Source organism: Anaerolinea thermolimosa (assembly GCF_001050195.2).
Lineage (GTDB): Bacteria > Chloroflexota > Anaerolineae > Anaerolineales > Anaerolineaceae > Anaerolinea > Anaerolinea thermolimosa.
This window is the reverse complement of the sequence record NZ_DF967966.1, coordinates 193,643-215,836: the sequence shown is the minus strand read 5'-3', so window position 1 is coordinate 215,836 and position 22,194 is coordinate 193,643. Positions and strand designations below refer to the sequence as shown.

Annotated in this window: 20 protein-coding genes; 12 read left to right on the top strand and 8 right to left on the bottom strand. The window is 59.4% G+C overall.

Going from position 1 to position 22,194, the window contains the following annotated elements:
* The first annotated feature begins 77 nt into the window (after positions 1 to 77).
* Positions 78 to 962, top strand: a complete 885-nt coding sequence (locus tag ATHL_RS16405) for a nucleotidyltransferase domain-containing protein (RefSeq protein ID WP_062196017.1) — start codon at positions 78 to 80, stop codon at positions 960 to 962.
* A gap of 12 nt (positions 963 to 974) precedes the next feature.
* Positions 975 to 1,583, top strand: coding sequence for an MBL fold metallo-hydrolase (locus ATHL_RS16400; protein WP_201798016.1), 609 nt, complete (start codon positions 975 to 977; stop codon positions 1,581 to 1,583).
* A 62-nt stretch (positions 1,584 to 1,645) separates the two neighbouring features.
* On the opposite strand, the gene ATHL_RS16395 is transcribed toward ATHL_RS16400, so the two are convergent.
* The 3 genes from ATHL_RS16395 to ATHL_RS16385 all read right to left on the bottom strand — a co-directional run bounded on the left by ATHL_RS16395 (position 1,646) and on the right by ATHL_RS16385 (position 6,228).
* The gene (locus ATHL_RS16395) at positions 1,646 to 3,478 is read right to left on the bottom strand and encodes an ABC transporter ATP-binding protein (protein WP_420807577.1); all 1,833 of its coding nucleotides are present in this window, start codon (positions 3,476 to 3,478) and stop codon (positions 1,646 to 1,648) included.
* Positions 3,479 to 3,564: 86 nt separating this feature from the next.
* Positions 3,565 to 5,805: an ABC transporter transmembrane domain-containing protein gene (locus ATHL_RS16390; RefSeq protein WP_062196014.1), complete on the bottom strand. Its 2,241-nt coding sequence runs from the start codon at positions 5,803 to 5,805 to the stop codon at positions 3,565 to 3,567.
* Positions 5,806 to 5,847: 42 nt separating this feature from the next.
* Positions 5,848 to 6,228: a MarR family winged helix-turn-helix transcriptional regulator gene (locus ATHL_RS16385; protein WP_062196013.1), complete on the bottom strand. Its 381-nt coding sequence runs from the start codon at positions 6,226 to 6,228 to the stop codon at positions 5,848 to 5,850.
* Positions 6,229 to 6,544: 316 nt separating this feature from the next.
* On the opposite strand from ATHL_RS16385, the gene ATHL_RS16380 reads away from it, so the two are divergent.
* Positions 6,545 to 6,730, top strand: coding sequence for a twin-arginine translocase TatA/TatE family subunit (locus ATHL_RS16380; RefSeq protein ID WP_062196012.1), 186 nt, complete (start codon positions 6,545 to 6,547; stop codon positions 6,728 to 6,730).
* A 63-nt stretch (positions 6,731 to 6,793) separates the two neighbouring features.
* On the opposite strand, the gene ATHL_RS16375 is transcribed toward ATHL_RS16380, so the two are convergent.
* Together ATHL_RS16375 and ATHL_RS16370 are read right to left on the bottom strand one after the other, a co-directional pair.
* Complete coding sequence (locus tag ATHL_RS16375; RefSeq protein WP_062196011.1) at positions 6,794 to 7,450, bottom strand: response regulator; 657 nt, start codon at positions 7,448 to 7,450, stop codon at positions 6,794 to 6,796.
* Positions 7,447 to 8,736, bottom strand: coding sequence for a sensor histidine kinase (locus ATHL_RS16370; protein ID WP_062196010.1), 1,290 nt, complete (start codon positions 8,734 to 8,736; stop codon positions 7,447 to 7,449). Before ATHL_RS16370 ends, ATHL_RS16375 begins: the two co-directional genes overlap by 4 nt.
* Before the next feature lie 171 nt (positions 8,737 to 8,907).
* Here ATHL_RS16370 and ATHL_RS16365 point away from each other — a divergent pair, with 171 nt between their 5' ends.
* The 3 genes from ATHL_RS16365 to ATHL_RS16355 are packed head-to-tail and all read left to right on the top strand — an operon-like array spanning position 8,908 to position 12,286.
* Positions 8,908 to 10,395 (top strand): efflux RND transporter periplasmic adaptor subunit, encoded by a 1,488-nt coding sequence (locus ATHL_RS16365; RefSeq protein ID WP_062196009.1) that lies wholly within the window; start codon positions 8,908 to 8,910, stop codon positions 10,393 to 10,395.
* Entirely contained in the window at positions 10,392 to 11,075 is a 684-nt protein-coding gene (locus ATHL_RS16360) for an ABC transporter ATP-binding protein (protein ID WP_062196007.1), read from the top strand. Before ATHL_RS16365 ends, ATHL_RS16360 begins: the two co-directional genes overlap by 4 nt.
* Positions 11,072 to 12,286, top strand: coding sequence for an ABC transporter permease (locus ATHL_RS16355; RefSeq protein ID WP_062196006.1), 1,215 nt, complete (start codon positions 11,072 to 11,074; stop codon positions 12,284 to 12,286). Before ATHL_RS16360 ends, ATHL_RS16355 begins: the two co-directional genes overlap by 4 nt.
* Positions 12,287 to 12,398: 112 nt before the next feature.
* Here the strand turns inward: ATHL_RS16355 and ATHL_RS16350 are convergent, their stop codons facing one another.
* Genes ATHL_RS16350 through ATHL_RS16340 form a run of 3 tightly spaced genes read right to left on the bottom strand, consistent with a single transcriptional unit; the run spans position 12,399 to position 15,784 of the window.
* Entirely contained in the window at positions 12,399 to 13,034 is a 636-nt protein-coding gene (locus ATHL_RS16350) for a corrinoid protein (RefSeq protein WP_062196004.1), read from the bottom strand.
* 42 nt (positions 13,035 to 13,076) lie between these two features.
* Positions 13,077 to 14,900 (bottom strand): ASKHA domain-containing protein, encoded by a 1,824-nt coding sequence (locus tag ATHL_RS16345; protein WP_062196002.1) that lies wholly within the window; start codon positions 14,898 to 14,900, stop codon positions 13,077 to 13,079.
* Positions 14,897 to 15,784, bottom strand: a complete 888-nt coding sequence (locus ATHL_RS16340) for a homocysteine S-methyltransferase family protein (RefSeq protein WP_062196000.1) — start codon at positions 15,782 to 15,784, stop codon at positions 14,897 to 14,899. The genes ATHL_RS16345 and ATHL_RS16340 overlap by 4 nt, the downstream gene beginning before the upstream one ends.
* 218 nt (positions 15,785 to 16,002) lie before the next feature.
* Between ATHL_RS16340 and uxaC the strand changes: the two genes are divergently transcribed.
* The 6 genes from uxaC to ATHL_RS16310 all read left to right on the top strand — a co-directional run.
* Positions 16,003 to 17,442: a glucuronate isomerase gene (uxaC, locus tag ATHL_RS16335; RefSeq protein WP_062195999.1), complete on the top strand. Its 1,440-nt coding sequence runs from the start codon at positions 16,003 to 16,005 to the stop codon at positions 17,440 to 17,442.
* A gap of 8 nt (positions 17,443 to 17,450) precedes the next feature.
* A complete protein-coding gene (locus ATHL_RS16330; protein ID WP_062195997.1) occupies positions 17,451 to 18,284 on the top strand; it encodes an SDR family oxidoreductase in 834 nt (277 codons plus the stop codon).
* Between the two features lie 6 nt (positions 18,285 to 18,290).
* The gene (locus tag ATHL_RS16325; RefSeq protein WP_062195996.1) at positions 18,291 to 19,049 is read left to right on the top strand and encodes an HpcH/HpaI aldolase family protein; all 759 of its coding nucleotides are present in this window, start codon (positions 18,291 to 18,293) and stop codon (positions 19,047 to 19,049) included.
* Positions 19,046 to 20,323, top strand: a complete 1,278-nt coding sequence (locus ATHL_RS16320) for a lactate racemase domain-containing protein (RefSeq protein ID WP_062195994.1) — start codon at positions 19,046 to 19,048, stop codon at positions 20,321 to 20,323. Before ATHL_RS16325 ends, ATHL_RS16320 begins: the two co-directional genes overlap by 4 nt.
* Before the next feature lie 109 nt (positions 20,324 to 20,432).
* Positions 20,433 to 21,851, top strand: a complete 1,419-nt coding sequence (gene gndA, locus ATHL_RS16315; protein ID WP_062195992.1) for an NADP-dependent phosphogluconate dehydrogenase — start codon at positions 20,433 to 20,435, stop codon at positions 21,849 to 21,851.
* A gap of 17 nt (positions 21,852 to 21,868) precedes the next feature.
* The coding region (locus ATHL_RS16310; protein WP_162787775.1) for a LysM peptidoglycan-binding domain-containing protein at positions 21,869 to 22,194 on the top strand (326 nt) is incomplete at its 3' end.

Sequence of the window (22,194 nt, the reverse complement as noted above, 5' to 3'; positions counted from 1 at the left end):
GTGTGCTGGCTCCCCGGTACAAAGGCACGGTGGAGCCAGCGCGTTGTTCGGTAAGATAGAATCAACCTGTCTGTCGTATGCTCAACCATCCTTCTGCTCTCCCCGAACCCAAACAAGCCCTGCTCGAAAAGCTGGTAGGCCAGCTCAGCCAGATCGAAGGGATAAAGGCCATCGTCCTGGGCGGCTCATACGCCAGCGGCACCCACCATGAAGCCTCCGATCTGGATATCGGCCTGTATTACTCCGAAGAGCGGCCTTTTTCCATCGACGAAATCCGCCGGATCGCCGAAGATGTTTCCACCCGCGAAGCGGTAACTGTCACGGATTTTTATGAATGGGGGGCTTGGGTGAACGGGGGCGCCTGGGTTCACACCCCTCAGGGCAAGGTTGACTTTCTCTACCGCAACCTGGAGCAGGTACAACGCACCATTGCCGAGGCGCACCAGGGGCTGATCCGGCACGATTACGACCAGCAACCCACCTATGGCTTCTACAGCGTGATCTACCTGGCCGAAACCCACATCTGCATTCCCCTCTTCGACCCCGAATCGCTGATCGCCGAACTCAAGCGCCAGGTTGCGGTTTACCCGCCGAAGTTAAAACAAAAAATTCTCGCCGATTCCCTCTGGGCGGTCGAATTTACCCTGCTCCATGCGCAGGGGTTCGCCTCTCAGGGAGACGTATACAACACGGTGGGGTGCCTCACCCGGGCGGCCTCGAATCTGACGCAGGCGCTCTTTGCGCTCAACGAGCGTTATTTCATCCGCGATAAGAAAGTCATGGAGGTCATTGCTGGCTTTCCCCTTCTGCCCTCCGGTTACCTTGAACAGCTCCAGCAAATTCTGGCTCACCCAGGCCTTAGCGTGGCGGAGCTCACCCGGAGCGTTCATCAAATGGAAGCTCTCTGGCGGAGCGTCACAACTCTCCCCGGCGTCCACTACGAGCCTAAATTTCAAATATAAGCACAGTGCGGTATGATGACAGATCCCTCTTCTCTGACCATAGTCAACGTCGGGTATCGTTCCACCAATTACTGGGTGGTGAGCGCGGGCACCGCGCGCCTGCTTGTGGACCTTGGCTGGCCGGGAACCCTCGGAACCATGAAAGCGAACCTCAAAAAGATGGGCATTCCCCTGCACGAGATTCGCTATGCATTCGCCACCCATTACCACATCGATCACGCCGGCCTGGCCGAAGAGCTGAAACGAGAGGGAGTTCCCCTTCTGGTGCTCGATGTTCAGGTGAGCGCCATCCCCCGGATGAAGACCTGGACCAAACCCGCAGATCATTTTGTAGAGATCACCCCGGAGGGAAACGTGGTCATCCCATGCAGTCAGAGCCGCCAGCTCCTCCACCAGATCGGAATCGCCGGTGAAATCCTCCACACCCCGGGGCATTCTGAGCACTGTGTCTCCCTCCTCCTGGATAACGGCGCGGTTTTTACGGGTGACCTCCCGTTAGAAGCGTATGCGTTTGACAACCCCATCGCGCTGGACTCCTGGAAGCTTTTGCGAGCCCGCGGTGCAAAGCGGGTCTACCCCGCCCACGGCCCCATCCGAGACCTCGACCACCCGTTGACCTGAAAAGGGGTTGCCCGTTTACCTGCCGGGCAACCCCTTTCTTTCTCGCTCCGCCGGGTGAGGGCTTACACCGCTTCCACCGGTATGAACTGGCTATTATAAAGCTCGGCGTAGAAGCCGCCCTTCGCCAGAAGGGCATCGTGCGTACCCTGTTCGACAATATCCCCTTCGTTGACCACCAGGATCCAATCCGCATCTCGAATGGTGGAAAGGCGGTGTGCAATGATGAAGCTGGTGCGGCCGCGCATCAGATTGCGCATGGCCTGCTGGATGAGAAGCTCCGTATGGGTATCCACCGAGCTGGTCGCCTCATCTAAAATGAGCATGGCGGGGTTATTCAAAAATGCCCGGGCGATGGTGATCAGCTGTTTCTGACCGGCCGAGATGTTGCTGGTTTCTTCGTTCAGCACCATCTGGTAGCCACCCGGAAGGGAACGGATGAAGTAATCAGCGTGAGCCGCTCTGGCCGCCGCAATCACCTCTTCATCACTGGCCTGGTCACTCCCGTACCGGATGTTCTCCATAATCGTCCCGTTGAACAGCCAGGTATCCTGCAACACCATCCCGAACATACAGCGGAGATCGGCGCGGCGGAAGTTGCGAATATCGTGACCATCAATCAGAATGGCGCCGCTGTTCACATCATAAAAACGCATCAGCAGTTTCACCAGCGTGGTTTTCCCGGCCCCGGTTGGCCCAACAATTGCCACGCGCATTCCTGGCTCCACCTTTGTAGAAAAGTTCTTAATCACCATCTTCTCGGGGGTGTACCCAAAAGAAACATTCTGGAACTCCACCCGGCCTTCGACGTGTGAAAGCACAATCGGATTCTCGGCCTCGGGCACTTCCTCTTCCTCTCCCAGGAACTCAAACACGCGTTCTGCCGCTGCCGCCGTTTGCTGAAGCACGTTGGAAATGTTTGCCAGCTGGGTGATCGGCTGGGTGAACGAGCGCACATATTGAATGAACGCCTGAATGTCTCCCAGCGTGATCAGGTTCCGCACCGCCAGGTAGCTACCCAGAATGACCACCCCCACGTATCCCAGGTTACCTACAAACCCCATCATCGGCATCATAATCCCTGAGAGGAACTGTGATTTCCACGCCGTATTGTACAGGGTGGCGTTCAGACTGCTGAACCTGTCAATGCTCCGTTTCTCGGCATTAAAGGCTTTCACCTCCACGTGCCCGCCGAACATCTCCTCGATGTGACCATTAACATGGCCGAGATAATCCTGCTGCTGGCGGAAATAACGCTGAGAGCGGCTGACAATGAACTGAACGATCACCAGCGAAAGCGGGATGATCAACAGCGCCACGAGGGTCATCTGCCATGAAATACTGATCATCATGATCAGCACCCCCACCACCGTGGTAACCGATGTGATGATCTGCGAAAGGCTCTGGCTAAGGGTCTGGTTGACCGTATCCACATCGTTGGTAATGCGCGAAAGGATCTCCCCATGGTTGGTGCCATCGAAATAACGCAGGGGCATCCGGTTGATCTTCTCGGCAATATCTCGGCGCAGGCGGTAAGTGACCTGCACCGACACCCCGGACATCACCCAGCCCTGAACATAGGCAAGAATGGCCGAAAGCACATACAGGCCCAGGGCAGTGAGTAAAATCTGTCCGATGGCGTTGAAATCGATCCCACTGCCAGTTCCGGCAATTTGCCCCATCACGCCTTCGAAAAGCTTGGTCGTGGCCTGCCCGAGAATCTTGGGCCCGAAGATAGAAAACACCGTCGAGGCCATGGACAGAACAAGCACCACCAGCGTGGCAATGCGATGCGGGCCGAGATAGGCAATCAGCTTCCGCATCGTCCCTTTGAAATCGCGTGCAGTTTCTCCTTTCATCATCGCCATCGGTCCGCCGCGGCCTATCATCCCGCCCATCGGGGGACGCCCCTTCATGGGGGGTAGCGGGGCAGACGGCCCTTTGCCGTTGCCACCGGGGGTGGGAGTGTGCATGTTAGGTGTGCTCATACCAGTTCCTCCTGGCTCAATTGCGATAAAGCAATATCCCGATAAACCTCACAGCTTTCCATCAGCTCGCGGTGCGTTCCCTTGCCAACCACCCGGCCTTCATCCAGAACGATGATCTGATCGGCGCTTTTAATCGTCGCCACACGTTGAGAAACAATGAACACCGTACTATTGGCCACATATTTCTTCAGTGCGCGCCGCAACGCCGCATCGGTCTTATAGTCCAGGGCTGAAAAGCTGTCATCAAAGATATAAATGGGGGCGCGTTTAACCAGAGCGCGGGCAATGGCCAGGCGCTGACGCTGCCCGCCCGAGACATTGGTTCCACCCTGTGAAATTTCGGCCTGCAGGCCATCCGGGTTTTCGTTCACAAATTCCGCCGCCTGAGCAATTTCAAGCGCCAGCTGCAATTCTTCAGGGGTTGCCTCTTCATTCCCCAGGCGCAGGTTGCTTTCAATGGTTCCGGTAAACAAATTGCTCCGCTGGGGAACATAACCGATCCGGGCGCGCAATTCGCTTTGCGGCACCCGGCGGATATCCACACCATCGATCAGAATGGCGCCGTCGGTCACGTCGTAAAAACGCGGGATCAGGTTGACGATGGTCGATTTGCCCGAGCCAGTCGTACCGATGAAAGCCGTCGTCTGGCCGGGACGAGCCACAAAGTTAATGTCATGCAGAACATCCTCTTCGGCGTCGGGGTAGCGGAAGCTCACCCGGCGAAATTCCACCTCTCCACGGAAAGGCTCCGGAAAATGCTCCAGCGGCGGAACATCCACAATGCTTGGACGGGTCTCCAGCACCTCACCCACCCGTTCCGCCGAAGCCGAAGCGCGGGGCAGCATGATGAACATCATCGACATCATCATAAAGGCAAAGAAAATTTGCATGGTGTATTGCATGAAGGCCATCATGTCGCCAACCTGCATCCGGGCATCGGCCACCTGATGCGCCCCCACCCAGACCACCAGCAGCGAAATGGAGCTCATCAGGAACATCATCAGCGGCATCATCACCACCAGCACCCGGCTGACGAAAAGCATGTTCTGGGTAAGGTCGCGGTTGGCTTTATCGAACCGCTTTTCTTCGTAAGCCTGGCGGTTGAAGGCCCGCACCACCATCATCCCGCTCAGGTTCTCGCGCACCACCCGGTTCAGGTTGTCGATCAACGTCTGAATCAGTTTGAATTTGGGCAGAGAGATAGAAAAGACGCCAATCACCAGCCCCAGTAAGGTGACTACCATGGCCGCAATGATCCACCACATGGAAGGGGCTTTATCCAGAGCACGGATCATACCCCCGATGCCGATGATGGGGGCGTAGAACACCATGCGGATGATCATCATCGTCACCATCTGAAGCTGTGTCACATCGTTGGTCGAGCGGGTAATGAGCGAAGCCGTGGAAAATTTTTCGAACTCGGCGCGGGCAAACCGGGTGACGTGGACAAATACCGCTTCGCGCAGGTCACGCGCCACACCCGCCGCAACCCTGGCTGAGACCAACCCCACCAGGACGGTGGCAATGACCGAAAGGAGGGTGAGCAGGAGCATCCAGCCGCCGGTACGCAGAATGTACCCATTCTGCATGGAGGCTGTATCCACCCCCAGCGCCTGATATTCTGCCTTTACCGCCGCGATGCCCATCTGGGTGATCATGCTTTCACCCAGGGTATCAAACCGCTGCTTCATGGCCGCCACCATCTGGGCGCGCTGGGCATCGGGTAACTTTCCCAGCACATCCAGGAGGTTCATGCCCGGGGGAAGTTTCGAAAGGTCAAACCCCAGCCCCTGACCCAGCGCTGCCGCCCGGGCAGGGTCGGCCTGCACCTGTTCAAGAAAAGAAAGCGTAATCAATGCCCGTCCTGCGATGGGGGCCAGGGCGTCTTTCTGAGCCTGGTCAAGCGGTTGAAGCACGTACACCGCATCACCGTTCAGAGCGGGGTACTTCTTCAACAGGTCAGCATAATCAGGGGAAGAGGAGTCCACCCGCCGGTAGGCCCCATCCAGAATGCTTTTTTCTGCCGGGGTTAAAAAGAGACCCGCATGTTCCAGCGTGGTGGCGCGCATGGCCGCGGGAATGGGACTATCTACCCCGCCCTGCTGAATCCCAATATTGACAATCCGCGAGAGATAATCGGGAAGGCTCAGATCGATGTTAGCCTGGGCAAACAACAGCAAAATGGCGATCAGAATTGGCAGAGTATACCGTCGAATAAAAGGGAAGATTTTTCGCATAAGAGTATCCTCAATGGGTAAAAACGCTTCTTCCTGACAGGATCAAGATTTTTCGAGCAGGGCTGCCCGGTCGATCAACAACTGAAGGGCAGCATCTACCTGCTCCTGTTCTTCAGGAGTGAGCAAACCCGCCAGCTGGATGAGCCAGCTCTGGCGCTCGATGAGGGCTTCGTGCACCACCTGCCGCCCGGCATCGGTAAGCATGATCACTTTGTGGCGCCGATCCTGCGGATCTTCAGTGCGGAGCACCAGCCCCTGTTGAACCAGCTTTTCCAGCAACTGGCTGACGGCCGCACTGGTGACCCCGGCCTCTTCTCCAAGGTCAGAAACGCCGCAGTCACCCCGGTAATGCAGGCGAATCAACATATTGAGCTGGGCAAGCGAAAAACCATGCTTCCTGGCAAAACGCATCAGATTATGCATGGAATGCTTCATCACGAGATGGATCCACGCATTGAGGGTTTGAGATATTTGAGATAAAGGAGGTGACATTAGGTTAGTTCTCTTTATGATTAAGATCGCGTAATTATAAAGCCGCCGCACGGGCTGTCAAGGATCGAATAGTCCTTCTTCCCAAAGTCTCATCCAGGATTAAGGTCTTCTTAAGGATCAAACAAATCCTTCAGGATTAAAATAGGCATCGTTCCATCCTGAACCTTCATCGCACAGCGAAACGCAGGATGGGCCTGTCCCTATCAGCAAGCGACATGGGGCGCCATCTCACCTTCTGGAGGAATCCATGGAATTGGGAATGCCCGAATTACTCATCATCCTGGTGCTGATCATCCTGCTCTTTGGGGTAGGGCGCATCAGTAAAATTGGACAGGAACTGGGGAACGGCATCCGCGCCTTTCGCGAGGGTCTGCACGGTGAAGAGCCGGTCGAAACCGAGGCTCAGAGCCAGCCTGTTGAAAATCCCAAATAGGTGATCACCTTCGGAGAAGCCTGAGAAGAATATTCCCGGCATACCCTCCACTGGGAGACCAGGCTAGGAGGCGTTGAGGTCTGCCAGCCCGCTTCGCAGGGCAATGACGGCGGCCTGTGTGCGCTCCGATACGCCCAGTTTGGTAAAAATAGAACTTACATAATTCCGCACTGTACCCTCCGACAGAAAAAGCTGGCTGGCAATTTCGGCATTGGTGCGGCCGATAGCCAGCAAACGTAACACGGCCAGCTCTCGTTCGCTGAACAATCGCACCAGAGAGGGATCTGGTGAAGGCGGGCGTGCCTGCCCGACTGATTCCAGCAATTTGCCCGCCACCGCCGGATCAATATAGGCCTTTCCGGCAGCTGTTCCACGAATGGCAGCGATCAGCTGGTCACGCGGGGTATCTTTGAGCAGGTATCCGGCCGCGCCATTCCGAATGGCATCGAAAACCCATTCGTCAAAATCATACGTGGTCAGCACCAGCACCCGGACTTCCGGCCACCGTGAGCGAATCTCGCGGGTGGCCTGAATGCCATTCATCACCGGCATCTTTAAATCCATCAGCACCACATCGGGGTGCCACTGCTCTACCATCGCCACCGCTTCTTCTCCCTGGTTGGCCACGCCCACCACTTCTATATCTGCCACCGTGCTGAGGATCGCCTGAAGCCCCTCACAGACCACGACCTGGTCATCCACAATCAACACACGGATCACTTCTTCACCTCCAGCGCCAGTTCCAACCGCGTACCCCGGCCAGGTGCGCTGATGATTTGCAGGGTGGCGCCCATGCCTGCCGCTCGTTCACGCATCCCCATCAGCCCAAAGCGGCCATCCGAGGCTCCCGGATGATCCTCAAACCCGCGCCCATCATCCTGAAGGATTAATTCCAGCCGTGCGCCCTCTCGTTTAAGCGACAGATCCACTCGCCTGGCCCCGGCATGTTGACCCACATTTCTCAGGGCTTCTTCGATGATGCGATAAAGGGAATGCTCTATTTCATGAGAAAGGCCCCCCAGTTCTTCCGGCAGTTCCAGATGAAGTTGCCAGTTAAACCGCTCAGCATGGCTTCGGGCCAGCGCCTCCACTGCCCCGCGCAGGCCCAGGTCTTCAAGGGGGGCAGCGCGCAGAGCCTGGATCGCCCGGCGTGTCTCGTTTAACCCGTTGCGCGTCATATCCAGCGACTGATGGAGCATGGCTCTGGCCTTCTCCGGCTGGGTCTGCTGTAAGGCTTCCACGGCTTCCAGCTGAACGGCCAGCGCGCTGAGCGTGTGGGCAAGCGTATCATGAAATTCACGCGCAAGCCGGTTGCGTTCATGGCTGATGGCCAGTTGCTCCAGGGTGGTTGCGTAATCGGCCAGGCGACGGTTGGCTTCAGCCAGCTCTTCATTTTGCCGCTTCTGCGCCGTAACTAAGCGGTTAATCAGATACCCCATGAATAAAAAGATCAGCGAACGCAGCGCCCCTTCACCTGTAAAGCGGAACAGGTTGAAATCGTTCCCTCCCGAAAAAAGGAGCGGGATGGCTGTATCAAAAAGCGCAGAGGCCAGCACATAGAGCACCGTTACCCGGAAAGAGTAGAGCCAGCTCACCAGGATGAGCGGCACCAGGAGCAGAATGGAAAGTTGAAATTGCCCCGCCAGAAAGAGCTGCCGGCCAAACTCAACCGTAAACAATGGTTGAGAAGCCGGTGCCAGAGTGGCCATCTGGATCAACTCTCGCAGGAGAAGCATATTTTCCACCAGCGGGCCAAGGGTTGCCCCCGCCAGGGCAACGGGCAGATACCATGCCTGCATCCTTTGCTGCAGCCAGGGCAGGGAAAGGTAAACCAGCAGGAGAAGCGTCTCTCCGATGGCCACCAGAGCAGATGTTTCGAAAAGCTGAAAACGAGTCCCCGGGCGCAGATAGATCAGGGCCGCCGAATTCAACGCCACCAGCAGGCGAATTCCAATAAACACGCGAAATATCGTGATGACCTCACGACCCGGATATTTTGACTGCATACACCTTATTGTAGCATGTCGAATCTGGCAGCCGGATGACCCCCATCACGAAAAGATATGATCGCCATCACCACCTGATATGACTGGCAAGACTGCCCGCCCTCAACCCTGCCAGATACACTCAGGCTATCTGACCGTACACCGGTTCATTTTCTGTACTGGAGTTGAGCTATGAAACGTTTCCTTCGATGGTTCGGGATCATCGCCGCAATCGTTGTCGTGGGGCTGGTGGTTTCCACTGTGCTGCGCAACAGCACCGCCAGCGCCCGGGCAAGTGCCCAGAGTGCACAAACCTACCAGACCGTGCCCGTTCAACGCGGTTCGCTTCAGGTGGTTGTGCTTGCCAGCGGCACCGTGCGCGCCAGGCAATCGGCGGTATTAACCTGGCAGGCATCGGGCAAAGTGGGACAGGTAAACGTGAACGCCGGAGAGACGGTGAAAGCCGAGACCGTCCTGGCTGAACTCGATGCCACTTCTTTATCGCAGAATCTGATCCAGGCCCAGACCGACCTCATCAATGCCCAACAAGCCCTGCAAGATTTGTACGATAACGCCGCCACCGCTGCAGCCGAGGCTCAGAGTAAACTGGCCGCCGCACAAAAGGAACTGGATGATGCCAGAACTGCCCGCGAAAGCCTGAGCTATAAACGCGCTTCGCAGGATACCATCGACGCGGCTTATGCCAACCTGGTGCTCGCCCAGAAAGAAGTGGACGATGCCCAGAGCTTTTACGACCAGGTGAAAAACCGCCCCGAGACCGATCAGCTCAGGGCGCAGGCACTTTCGGCGCTGGCCAACGCCAAACAGAAGCGAGATCGCAATCAGGCCAACTACAACTGGCTGGTGAGCGGGCCAGACCCGGTTGAAATCGCCCAGGCCGACGCCCGTGTGCGCCTGGCAGAGACCAGCCTGGCCGATGCCCAGCGCCAGTATGAGAAGCTCAAAAATGGCCCTACCCCTGAAGATCTGAAAATCGCCGAAAATCGCGTCACCATGGCCCAGGCGGCGGTCAATCAATCGCGAATCGTGGCCCCGTTTGATGGCACGGTCACCGATCTTTCCGTCCTGCCGGGCGACATTGTCTCCCCCAACCAGGTAGCGATGCGGATAGATGACCTTTCCACGCTCTACGTCGATTTACAGGTCACTGAGGTTGACATTAACAAGATCCAGGTGGGGCAAAGCGCCACGGTAACCCTCGATGCTACCCCCAGTGCACAGTTTACCGCCCATGTGGTTGATGTGGGGCAGGTGGGAACTTCCAGCAACGGTGTGGTGTATTTCAACGCCACCCTCAAACTGGATCAACCCGACCCCCGTGTACGCCCCGGAATGACGGCCTCTGCGAGCGTTGTGGTTTCCACTCAGGAAGGGGTTTTACTTGTCCCCAACCGTGCTGTGCGCACCGAAAACAACAAGCACCTTGTTTTCGTCCCCGGTCAGTCGGGAGGGGTACGCGCTGTGACCGTGCAGATCGGCGATTCGGATGAAAACAACACCGTCATTCTTAAAGGTCTTCAAGAAGGAGAGCTGGTGATCACCAACCCACCCTCTGCCACGCCATCCACTCCGTCCAACACCGGGTTCCGCGGTATTTTCGGCGGGGGAACGCGGGGAAATAGTTCACCACAACCCTCCAGTGGAGGAAACCAGCCATGAGCGATGACCCAGTGATCCGCGTTAAACACCTGCGCAAGGTTTACCGCATGGGAATGATCGAAGTCCAGGCCCTGCAAGACATCTCCTTTGAAATCCAGCGCGGTGAGATCCTTTCCATCATGGGGCCATCCGGGTCAGGAAAATCCACGCTGATGAACATCCTTGGCTGTCTCGACTCTCCCACCAGCGGCGAATACATTCTGGATGGGGTTCCGGTGGCAAACCTGCGCGATGACCAGCTGGCCCAGATCCGCAACCGCAAGGTAGGCTTTGTCTTTCAGAGCTTCAACCTGCTCCCTCGCCTCACAGCGCTGGCCAACACCGGCCTGCCGCTGCGTTATGCCGGTGTCGTCAAAGGACGGGACACACGTGCCCGTCAGGCGTTGGAGGCCGTCGGCCTGGGCGAACGGCTGAATCATCGTCCCACTGAACTATCGGGCGGGCAACAGCAGCGCGTGGCCATAGCGAGGGCACTGGTTAATGATCCTGCCATCCTGCTGGCCGATGAGCCCACCGGCAACCTGGACTCTAAAGCCGGGCGCGAGATCATGGAGCTACTCCTTACCCTTAACCGGGAACGCGGCACCACCGTCATCATCGTCACCCACGACCCGACCATTGCCGCGCAGACTCAACGGGTCATCCATCTCCGGGATGGTTTGATTGAGGAGGCCGCATGAATTTCTTGCAGATGATTCTGGAAGCCCTGGAGAGCCTGGCCGGTAACAAATTACGCTCCGGTTTAACCATGCTGGGCATTATCATCGGCGTGGCGGCAGTAATCTCCATGCTTGCCATCGGAGCCGGTGCCCAGGCCTCCATCAACAATTCCATCAACAGTATCGGTACCAACCTGATCTTCATCTCACCCAATAACGAAGCCACCAACCCCAAACCGCTGACCGCTGAAGACGCGGCGGCGATCAAGGCCAGTGTCCCTTCGGTGGCTTCTGTCTCGGCTCTGTTGCAGGGGCGCGTTCAGGTCAGTGTTGCCGGGAAGAGTAAAAGCACGACCGTGATGGCAGTAGCCCCGGAATATGCCTCTCTGCGCAGCCTCAATGTCACCGAAGGAAGCTTCATCACCCCGGCGATGATAGAAGCCCGCTCGGCTGTAGTGGTGCTGGGGCCCACCGTTGCCGAGACGCTTTTTGGCCGCACCGAAAACCTCACCGGTCAGGTGGTTCGCCTCGGCAGTCAGCCCTTCCGCGTGATAGGCGTCCTGGAAAGTAAAGGGGGGTCGGGCTTTGGCAACCAGGATGATCAGGTCATCATTCCCCTGACCACCGGTCAGACGCGCCTGCTCAACCGCACCCCCCATGACCGGGTGGATCAAATCCTCGTCCAGGTCGCCTCTTCAGAACAGGTAACCCGGGCCGGGAACGACATCACCGCCCTCCTCCTCGACCGCCATCACCGGCAGGTTGGCTCGGAAGACTTCAGCCTGCTCAAACAGCAGGACATTCTCAACACGGCTCAATCCATCACCGGGGTGCTCACACTTTTCCTGGGGGGCGTGGGCGGCATTTCGCTCCTGGTGGGGGGAATTGGGATCATGAACATCATGCTCGTGTCCGTCACCGAGCGCACCCGCGAAATTGGACTGCGCAAAGCCCTGGGGGCGCGTCGGCGCGACATTCTGACCCAGTTTCTCATCGAGTCTGCGGCCATCAGCCTGGTAGGCGGAGCGATGGGCATCCTTCTGTCATGGGGCATCGTCACAATCATCGGTCAGCTGGCCGTTTCCAGCGGCACGGCACTCATCCCTGTCATCAATCTGGACGCCATCCTCCTTGCCACTGTTTTTTCGGCAGCAGTGGGGTTGTTCTTCGGAATATACCCCGCCAACCGCGCGGCCAACCTTCAGCCAGTAGAAGCCCTGCGCACCGAATAAGCCAGCGGGGTTCCGGCAGGTATCTCCCCCTCCTCCCCCGGTAGCAGAGAACCAGAATCAACACCCCGGCTGGATCAGCCGGGGTGTTGGTTTCATAACCTCCGACAGAAACTTACGAAAGCAGTGACTTGGCCAGAGCCACCGCCCGGCTGGCATCCGGAGCGTAACCATCGGCGCCAATCTGCCTGGCGTAGGCCTCGGTCACCGGCGCGCCGCCAATCATCACCTTTACTTTTTCGCGCACACCGGCTTCCTCCAATGCGGCGATGGTGGATTTCATGTTGACCATGGTGGTCGTGAGCAACGCCGACATGGCCACGATATCGACATCGTTGTTCTTCGCCGCCTCGACGAACTTCTCAGGCGCCACATCCGATCCCAGGTCAATCACCTGGAAGCCCGCCCCTTCCAGCATCAGGCCGACCAGGTTCTTGCCAATGTCGTGCAGGTCGCCCTTCACCGTGCCAATCGCCACCCGGCCGGCAAATCCCACCTGCTCTGAGGTGAGATGCGGCTTGAGGATGGCCATGGCGCTCTTCATCGCGCGCGCCGAGATGAGCATTTCTGGCACAAAATACTCCCCTTCCTCAAACAGGCGCCCCACCTCGGCCATACCGGCAATCAGCCCCTCATTGAGGATGGTTCCCGCGTCCATCCCACTCTCCAGCGCCGCCCGGACGTGCTCCTGCACACCGTTGTTGTCGCCTTCGACAATACATTGGTAAATCGCTTTCAGCTTCTCGTCCATGAATGATTCATCTCCTCTCTCAAAATGAATGGGGTTAAACGATCATGTAAAATACATGCACTCCACAAACGTAGGGGTGAAATCGGGCCGGGTGGTTAGCTCAATGTAGGTGACTTCCCGGGCAACCTCTGCCGCCTCCTGGCGCAACCCGCGTGAAAGCAGCATCTGGCGCGCGCCCACCCCGGCTGCATTCCCCACCTGATGAAAGCGCTCCAGCGGCAGGGTTGGGAACATCCCCACCCGCAGGGCGCTTGCCAGGTCGAGATGGGTGCCGAACGCCCCCGCCACGATGAAGTCTTCCACCTGCTCTGCCGGGATCCCTGCCTCTTTCAGTAAAATCTCCAGCCCGGCGCGAATGGCGCCCTTGGCCAGTTGAATTTCATTCACATCTTTACGCGTCACCACAATCTCGCGCCCGTGAGCCGTTTCGGTGGTATCTGCCAGCACAAATTCGGCCTTCCCGTTAGCCGGGCGCACCCGGCTGTGAGCGGCTCGCAGTACCCCGCGCGCATCGATCACTCCGGCATCCAGCAATTCGGCCACCGCGTTAAGGATGCCCGACCCGCAGATGCCCACCGGCGCCTGCCCCCCGATGGTCACCACCCGCACCTGCCCCTCCGCAAGGTGCACCCGCTCGATAGCCCCCGGCGCGGCGCGCATACCATCGTGAATGTGCGCTCCTTCAAATGCCGGCCCCGAAGCGCAGGAACAGGCGTAAATCTGCCCCCTGTGGATCAGGCTGATCTCGGTATTCGTGCCGATATCCACCAGAAGAGCCGTGCGCCCCGCCGCCAGATAAGACCGCGTGGCGATCAACGCCGCCACATGATCGGCCCCCACATAACCGGCAATGTTTGGCGGCAGGTAAATCTGTGCCCCGGGCGCCACCTGCAGGCCAATCTCTGCCGCCGGAAAGTTCATCGGCTCACTCACTACCGGGGTATAAGGGGCATGTCCCAGCGGAGCCACCGGCAACCCGGCAAACAGATGGTGCATGGCCGTGTTGCCCACGGCCACCACATCCACTATCTGGTCGGCACAGAGTCCTTCGCGCTGGCATAGTTCGGTCAGAGTCTGGTTGATGATCTCCACCAGGCGCGTCTGAAGCTGTTTTCGCTGTTCTTCCCCACGGTTGGCGTAAGCAATGCGGCTGACCACGTCCTCGCCGAAGCTGATCTGCGGGTTCATCACCCCGGTCTGGGCCAGCAAAGCACCGCTTTCAAGGTCAACCAGAAAGAGCGCCAGCTTGGTCGAACCAAGATCCATGGCCAGGCCCACCAGGCGGGCTCCCCGCGGCAGCACCGAGACCAGCCCCGAAGCCTCCCCTTCGCGGCGCACAGCCAGACGCACCTGCCAGTTTTCCTGGCGCAGTTGTTGTGAAAGCGCCCCCAGCAACCGCGGCCCGGCGGCGAGCGGCCCCAGCCCCCTCTCCTGCAGAACGGCGTTCACCCGCGTCAGATCTGAGCGTAAATCATCCAGGCTGGGGGGCATCAGTTGCAGGTCGATGGCCACCACTGGCGGATCGAGGTTTACCCGGCCTTCGCGCCCTTCCACCTGTAACGACTGCCCCGCCACCAGCGACTCGGGGGGAATCTCCACCCGTACATCTTCCAGAGGCTCTGTCTGGCAGGCCAGGCGGTAACCCGCACGGATTAATTCTTCCCCCAGTTCCTCAAGCTCCGTCTCCACCGGCGGGGTTACCCTGCCCTGGATCAATCGCACCTTGCAGGTAGAACACACCCCCATCCCGCCGCACGAGGCCACCATTTCTACCCCGGCGCGCTGGGCCGCCTCCAGAAGGGTTGCCCCGCGCTCGATGACAATGCGCCGTCCTACCGGTTGCAGGGTGACGGTGATCTGGTTCATGCCACCTTCCTGACCGCCTCTGCAATTGCCCGCAGGTGTTCGGGAGAGGTGCCACAGCAACCGCCCACCAGCACCGCCCCACCGGCCACCCACCCGGCCACCTGCTCACCCATCATCGCCGGGGTCACATCGTAGATCATGCGCCCTTCGGCATCGCTGTGGGGCAGTCCTGCGTTAGGCTTGAACCAGATGGGCAGATCGGTCGCCGCGCGTAACTCGTCCAGCGCTCTGCGGTTATCTTCCAGGCTACGCCCGCAGTTAATCCCGATCGCCGCCAGGCCCGCCCCTGCAAGCGCCTGGGCAGCCTGCGCCGGGCGCAGGCCCATCATGGTGCGGGTACCGCGGTCGTAACTGAAGGAACACACCAGCGGCAGATCCGTCACCGACTTCACCCCCCGCACAGCGGCCAGGGCTTCGTTCAGGTCAAACTGGGTTTCAATCACCAGCAAGTCTACCCCGGCCTCGGCCAGCAGACGCGCCTGTTCGGCGTAAACCTGTGCGGCAGTTTCGGCGCTCAACGTTCCCGCCGGTTCGAGCATCTCGCCCAGCGGCCCGAGTGAACCGGCCACCAGCACCTCACTGCCCGCGGCGGCCTGCCTGGCGAGGGCTACCGCAGTGCGGTTGGTTTCTTCAAAACGTGCATCCAGCCCCGCATGGGCCAGATGCAACCGGCTGGAGCCAAACGTGTTGGTGAGAATCACCTCAGCCCCGGCGGTAATGAAATCATGGTGCAGGCGGATCACCTCGGCAGGGTTATCCAGCACCCACACATCCGAAGGGGTGCCTGTGGGCAACCCGCGCGCCTGGAGGTTTGTCCCCGTGGCTCCATCCAGAACCACCGGTTTGCCGGAATGCAACAAATCGAAGAATCGTGAAGAGATCATCTCAAGCCCTCCAGGCGGCATCCTTTGCATTATGACAACGTTGTCTTTTTCTGCGAAATTATTGTACTATAAATCATGAAAATGCCATCCTGAAAAAAGGCATGAGTTTCAGAGGAATCCGGCACACCCGCTGCAGGGTTGTTTTCTCTGTGTACTGCGCTTGACACGCCTTTGCTTTTCGGGCATAGTAGTAGCATCCCCTCCGGAGGGTTTCTCCCGTGACGACCTGGAATTTACCTGAAGATCGCTGTTTCGATCCCGAGCCGGCCACCCGCCGCGCCGCACTCAACCTCTACCACAGCATTCAAAACCTCCCTATCATCAGCCCTCACGGGCACGTTGACCCGGCTCTTTTTGCCGACCCTCACGCCTCCTTCGGCACCCCCGCCGATTTACTGGTTATCCCCGATCATTACGTCTTCCGCATGATCCATTCGCAGGGCGTTCCCCTGGAAAGCCTGGGGGTGCCCTCCGTCGATGGTTCACCGGTAGAGCGCGATCATCGCCGCATCTGGCAGCTCTTCGCCGATCACTTTCACCTCTTTCGCGGCACACCTTCGGGACTGTGGCTGGCCTACGAATTTAAATTTGTCCTCGGCATCGAAGAACAGCTCACCGCTCACAATGCCGCACGCATCTACGACCAGATTGTCGAGCGCCTGGCTTCTCCCGAGTTCCGTCCACGTGCCCTCTTCGAAAAGTTCAACATCAAAGTCCTCGCCACTACCGACTCGGCCTCTGATCCCCTGAATGCTCACCGCGCCCTTCGCGCCTCAGGGTGGCCGGGGCGAGTCATTCCTACCTTCCGGCCCGATGCCGTTGTGAACCTCGACACCGAAAACTGGCATGCCCAGATCGAAGCTCTCAGCCATGCCAGCGGTGTGGCCATCGGCGATTATGCCTCCTTCCTCACCGCGCTGAAAGCCCGCCGGTTGGCCTTCCGCCAGCTGGGCGCCGTTGCCACCGATCACGGCGTCTTCCAGCCCCAAACGGCGTCTCTGTCCGAAGAAGAGGCCGGGGCCATCTTCCAGCGCGCCCTCCAGGGCCAGCTTCAACCCGGCGATGCCCCCCGCTTTACCGCACACATGCTCATGGAAATGGCGCGCATGTCTTGCGAGGACGGCCTGGTGATGCAGGTGCATTGCGGCTCGTTCCGCAATCACCACCCCGATACCCTCGCCCGTTTTGGCCGCGACCGTGGCTATGATATCCCCGTGCAGACCGAATTTACCCACAACCTGCGCCCGCTGCTGGCCCGCTACGGCACCGACCCTCGCCTCACGCTCATCCTCTTCACCCTCGACGAAACCACCTATGCGCGTGAGCTGGCCCCGCTGGCAGGGGTTTACCCGGCCCTCCGCCTTGGCCCGCCCTGGTGGTTCCACGATTCCTGGAACGGCATGCGCCGGTATTTTGACCAGGTGATGGAAACCGCAGGTATTTATAATACTGTGGGCTTCAATGACGACACACGCGCCTTCCTCTCCATCCCCGCCCGCCACGATCTGTGGCGGCGCGCCGTGGCCAACTGGCTGGCCGGCCTGCTTGTGCGCGGCTTCATCGGCAACGATGAAGCCCTTGAAATGGCCCGCGAACTGGCCTACGATCTCCCGCGCCGGGCCTACCGGCTGGAACAGCCCCCTGCTACTCTGAATTGAGGTTCATCATGGACACTGCCTATCTCACTTCTCTCTTCTCCCTCGAAGGCCAGGTGGCGGCCATCACCGGCGCTACCGGTGTGCTATGCAGTGAACTGGCCCGCGCCTACGCCCGCGCCGGAGCCAGGGTGGCCATTCTGGCGCGCTCCATGGATGCCGCCAGAGCGCTGGTGGACGAAATTCAGGCCACCGGAGGGCAGGCCGCCGCCTTCCACTGCGACGTACTCGACCGTCCATCCCTGGAAGAAGCCTGCCATGCCGTGGTAAGCACCTTCGGCGCAGTGGATATTCTCCTCAATGGCGCCGGGGGCAACCAGCCCCGCGCCGCCACCGCCCCCGATCTCTCTTTCTTCGACCTCCCCGCCGACGCCCTTGCTGCAGTGTTTGACCTTAACCTGATGGGCACGCTCTATCCCTGCCAGATCTTCGGGCGGCAAATGGCACAGCAACAAAAAGGGGTCATCATCAACATTTCTTCCATGACGGCCTTTCGTCCCCTCACCCGCGTGGTGGCCTACGGCGCCGCCAAGGCCGCGGTGAGCAACTTTACGGCATGGCTGGCCGTCTATATGGCCCGCGAATGCTCCCCTGAAATTCGCGTTAACGCCATCGCGCCGGGATTTTTCCTCACCCGCCAGAACCGCTTCCTCCTCACCAACCCCGAAACCGGTGAGCTTTCGCCCCGCGGCCAGGCCATCATCAGCCACACCCCCATGGGCCGCTTTGGCGACCCCTCCGACCTGGTAGGTGCGGCTCTCTGGCTGGCTTCTCCTGCCGCGCGTTTCGTCACCGGCACGGTCATCCCTGTGGATGGCGGATTCCTTGCATACAGTGGAGTGTAGCATCCCATGAATGCCGCTTTTAAATCCAAATTTTTACGCCGCGAGAAACTGCTGGGGATTGTCCTCAGCCTGCCCCTGCCCGAAATCGCCGAAATGGCCGCCCAGGCGGGCTTTGACTGGCTCTTTCTGGATATGGAACACGGCCTGCTCGACTTCGCCGCTGTTCAGCGCATGGCCATGGCCGCCGGGCCGCGTTGCGCCTGCCTGGCGCGGCTGCCTTCTTCCTCTTCTGTGTGGATCAAGAAAACCCTCGACCTGGGCGTGGCCGGTATCATCGTCCCCATGGTAAACACCCCCGAAGAAGCCGCACGGGTGGCACAGCACGCCCAGTACCCACCCGCCGGGAGGCGCAGTGTGGGGGTGGGGCGGGCACACCGCTACGGGCAGAACTTCCGCGTCTATGTGGATACTGCCAATCAGTACACCACCGTCATTGCGCAGATCGAGCACATTCAGGCAGTCCAGAACCTGGAGGGTATTCTCCAGGTGCCCGGCATCGACGGAGTGCTGGTAGGGCCGTTTGATCTTTCAGCCAGCATGGGCAAGCCCGGCTTTACCGACGACCCCGAAGTGCGGGCAGCCATTGAGCATGTGGTGCAGGTCTGCCAGGAAAGAGCCCGCCCGTGCGGCATCTTTATGGGCGATCCAACCGGCGCTCGCTGGGCCATGGAAAAGGGCTTCTCCATGGTCGCCTGTTCCACCGACACGCTCCTCCTCAACACCGCCCTGAGTAACCTGCTCAAAGATCTGAAAGGTGCCGCATGAACCCTCCCGGCCTGGGATTCGCTGATCGATACCTCTCTCCTGCCGAACTGGAAGGTGTGGTAGCCGAGGGTCTTCAGGCCCTCGACCTGACCGGTAGACGCGTGCTGGTCATCGTGCCAGACGGCACCCGCACCATGCCGCTTCCGCAGATGCACACGCTCCTTGCGCGGCATCTCGCCCCGCGCGTGGCCGCCATGGATTACCTCATTGCTCTGGGCACCCACCGCCCTATGGATGACGCCGCGCTTTCACGGCATTTTGGCGTTCCCGTGGTGCAGGGCACTCTGCCCACCGGGCGCGTCTTCAACCATGGCTGGATGGAGCCTTCCACCTTCGTCCATCTGGGCACTCTCACCGCCAAAACCATCCACAGGCTGACGGGCGGCCTCTTTACGCAGGAAGTGCCCGTACGCCTCAACCGCCTCGTTCTGGAGTACGATCGTCTGCTCATTCTGGGGCCAGTCTTCCCTCACGAGGTGGTTGGGTTTTCGGGAGGGAACAAGTATTTCTTCCCGGGCATTGCCGGCCCCGAAATTATTCACTTCACTCACTGGCTGGGGGCCATGCTCACCAGCCGCCGCATCATCGGCACCGCTCCAACCCCGGTGCGCGCCGTGATCGACGCCGCGGCGGCTTTCATCCCCACACCGGCGGCCTGCCTGGCCCTCGTCGTCACCCACGAAGGGGTAGCCGGATGTTTCTACGGCACCCCGCAGGAAGCCTGGCAAAGCGCCTCGGCGCTTTCGGCACAGGTGCACATTCGGTATGTTGAAAAGCCCTTCCGGCGCGTGCTTTCGGTCATGCCCACCCTCTACGACGATCTGTGGACTGCCGCTAAAGGCATGTACAAAGTGGAACCGGTGGTGGCCGATGGCGGTGAGGTGATCATCTACGCCCCCCATATCCGCGAGGTCAGTTACAGCCACGGCGCCCTTCTGGATGAAATCGGCTACCACACCCGCGATTACTTCCTCAAGCAATGGGAACGCTTCAAGGATTATCCCTGGGGCATCCTGGCGCATTCCACCCACGTGAAAGGCGCAGGACAATACGACGCCGCCACCGGCATTGAGACACCCCGCATCCGGGTAACCCTGGCTACTGGCATTCCTGAGGAACGTTGCCGCCGCCTTAATCTGGGATACCTCGACCCGGCATCGATTCAGCTTGCTGAATGGGAGGGGCGTGAGGCAGAGGGTCTGCTTCTCGTCCCGCGCGCCGGTGAAATTCTCTATCGCCTTCGCGAAGGCGGTATAATGGAGCCAGCCACCTAAAAGCTGGCTCTGGAAATCCTATTACTTCATAATTTCTTTCCCGGTCACTCCTGCCTGGGTTGATCCATCCCGTCAGCGAGCCAGCCGGGAAAGCCAAAGGAGGGCATCCATGACCAAAGCTTCCATCGGTTTGGTTGGCCTGGGTGTGATGGGCCGCAATCTGGTACTCAATATCGAGCGGAATGGCTTTTCGGTAGCCGTTTACAACAAAACACAGTCGAAAATGCACGCCTTTTTACAGGGTGAAGCCGCTGGCAAGCGCATCACCGGTAGCGACTCATACACAAGCCTGGTCGAACAGCTGGAACGCCCGCGCCGCATCTTACTCATGGTCACCGCCGGTGCCGCAGTGGACGGGGTCATCGAAGAAATCAAACCCCACCTCGAGCCCGGGGATATTCTCATCGATGGCGGCAATTCGTTTTTTTTGGATACCGAACGCCGCAGCGTGGCCCTTACCGCTGAGGGATTTCACTTTGTGGGCATGGGGGTTTCGGGCGGCGAAGAAGGCGCCCTCTGGGGGCCTTCCATCATGCCGGGAGGCAGCCGCGAATCCTGGGAAGCCCTGCGGCCCATCCTGGAGAAAATTGCCGCCAAAGCCGAAGAGGATGGCGCCCCCTGCGTGGCGTATATGGGGCCGCGCGGAGCGGGGCATTACGTCAAAACCGTGCACAACGGCATCGAGTACGCCGATATGCAGCTCATCGCCGAAATTTATGATCTGCTCAGCCGCGGCGCGGGCCTCTCAGCCGCAGAGCTGGCCGATGTGTTCGCCGCGTGGAACCAGGGCGAACTGCGCTCTTACCTGATCGAAATCACCGCCGCCATCCTGCGCCGGGTTGATGAATGGACCGGGCAGCCGCTGGTGGATGTGATCCTCGATGAAGCCCAGCAGAAAGGCACCGGCAAATGGACGAGTCAGAACGCCTTCGATATCGGCGCTCCCATCCCCACCATCAACGCCGCCGTCGAGAGCCGCATCCTTTCCGGCTTGAAATCCGAACGGGTGGCCGCCAGCCGCGTATTACACGGCCCCACCGGCCATTACACCGGCAACCGCTCCGAGCTCATCGAGGCCGCCCGCGCCGCGCTCTACGCCGGTAAGGTGCTGGCCTACGCCCAGGGGATGAGCCTGTTGCGCACCGCTTCTCAGGAATATCAGTACAACTTCGACCTGGCCGAGATCGCGCGCATCTGGCGCGCAGGCTGTATCATCCGCGCCAGTTTGCTGGGCAACATTACCAACGCCTACCGCCGCAACCCCGGCCTCACCAACCTCCTCCTCGACGATGCCTTCCGCGAAGCGGTTGAAACCCGGCAAGGCGCGTTGCGCCGGGTCGTCCAGACGGCCATCGAGCTGGGCATCCCGGCCCTGGCGCTCTCTTCTGCCCTGGCCTATTACGACGCCTACCGCAGTGAGCGCCTGCCGGCCAACCTCACCCAGGCTCAGCGAGATTTCTTCGGTGCCCATACCTATCGCCGCGTAGATCGCGAGGGCATCTTCCACACTGAATGGGGTTCGGCTTGAGTGTTATAATCAAAAAGATGACTCGAAAGCCTCTCTTTTTATGCATCCTTCTTGGCGGGGTGTTCGCCCTGGGATTGGCGCTGGCGTTTACGGCCCCTGCGCGGGCCAGCCTGCCAGGGCAGGCCGTTTACCAGACGCCCACCCCCGATGCCCAGGGGCGCATTCTTTATAAAGTGCAGAGCGGCGATAGCTGTTTGCGCATCGAACTCCTCACCGGCGTTAAAGTGGAACAGTTGCGCACCCTGAACAAGCTCAATGAAGCCTGTGACCTCATTGTCGGGCAGGACGTGCTGCTGGCAATCGTCACCCCCGCTCCTACCGCCACCCCCGCGCTGGAGACTAG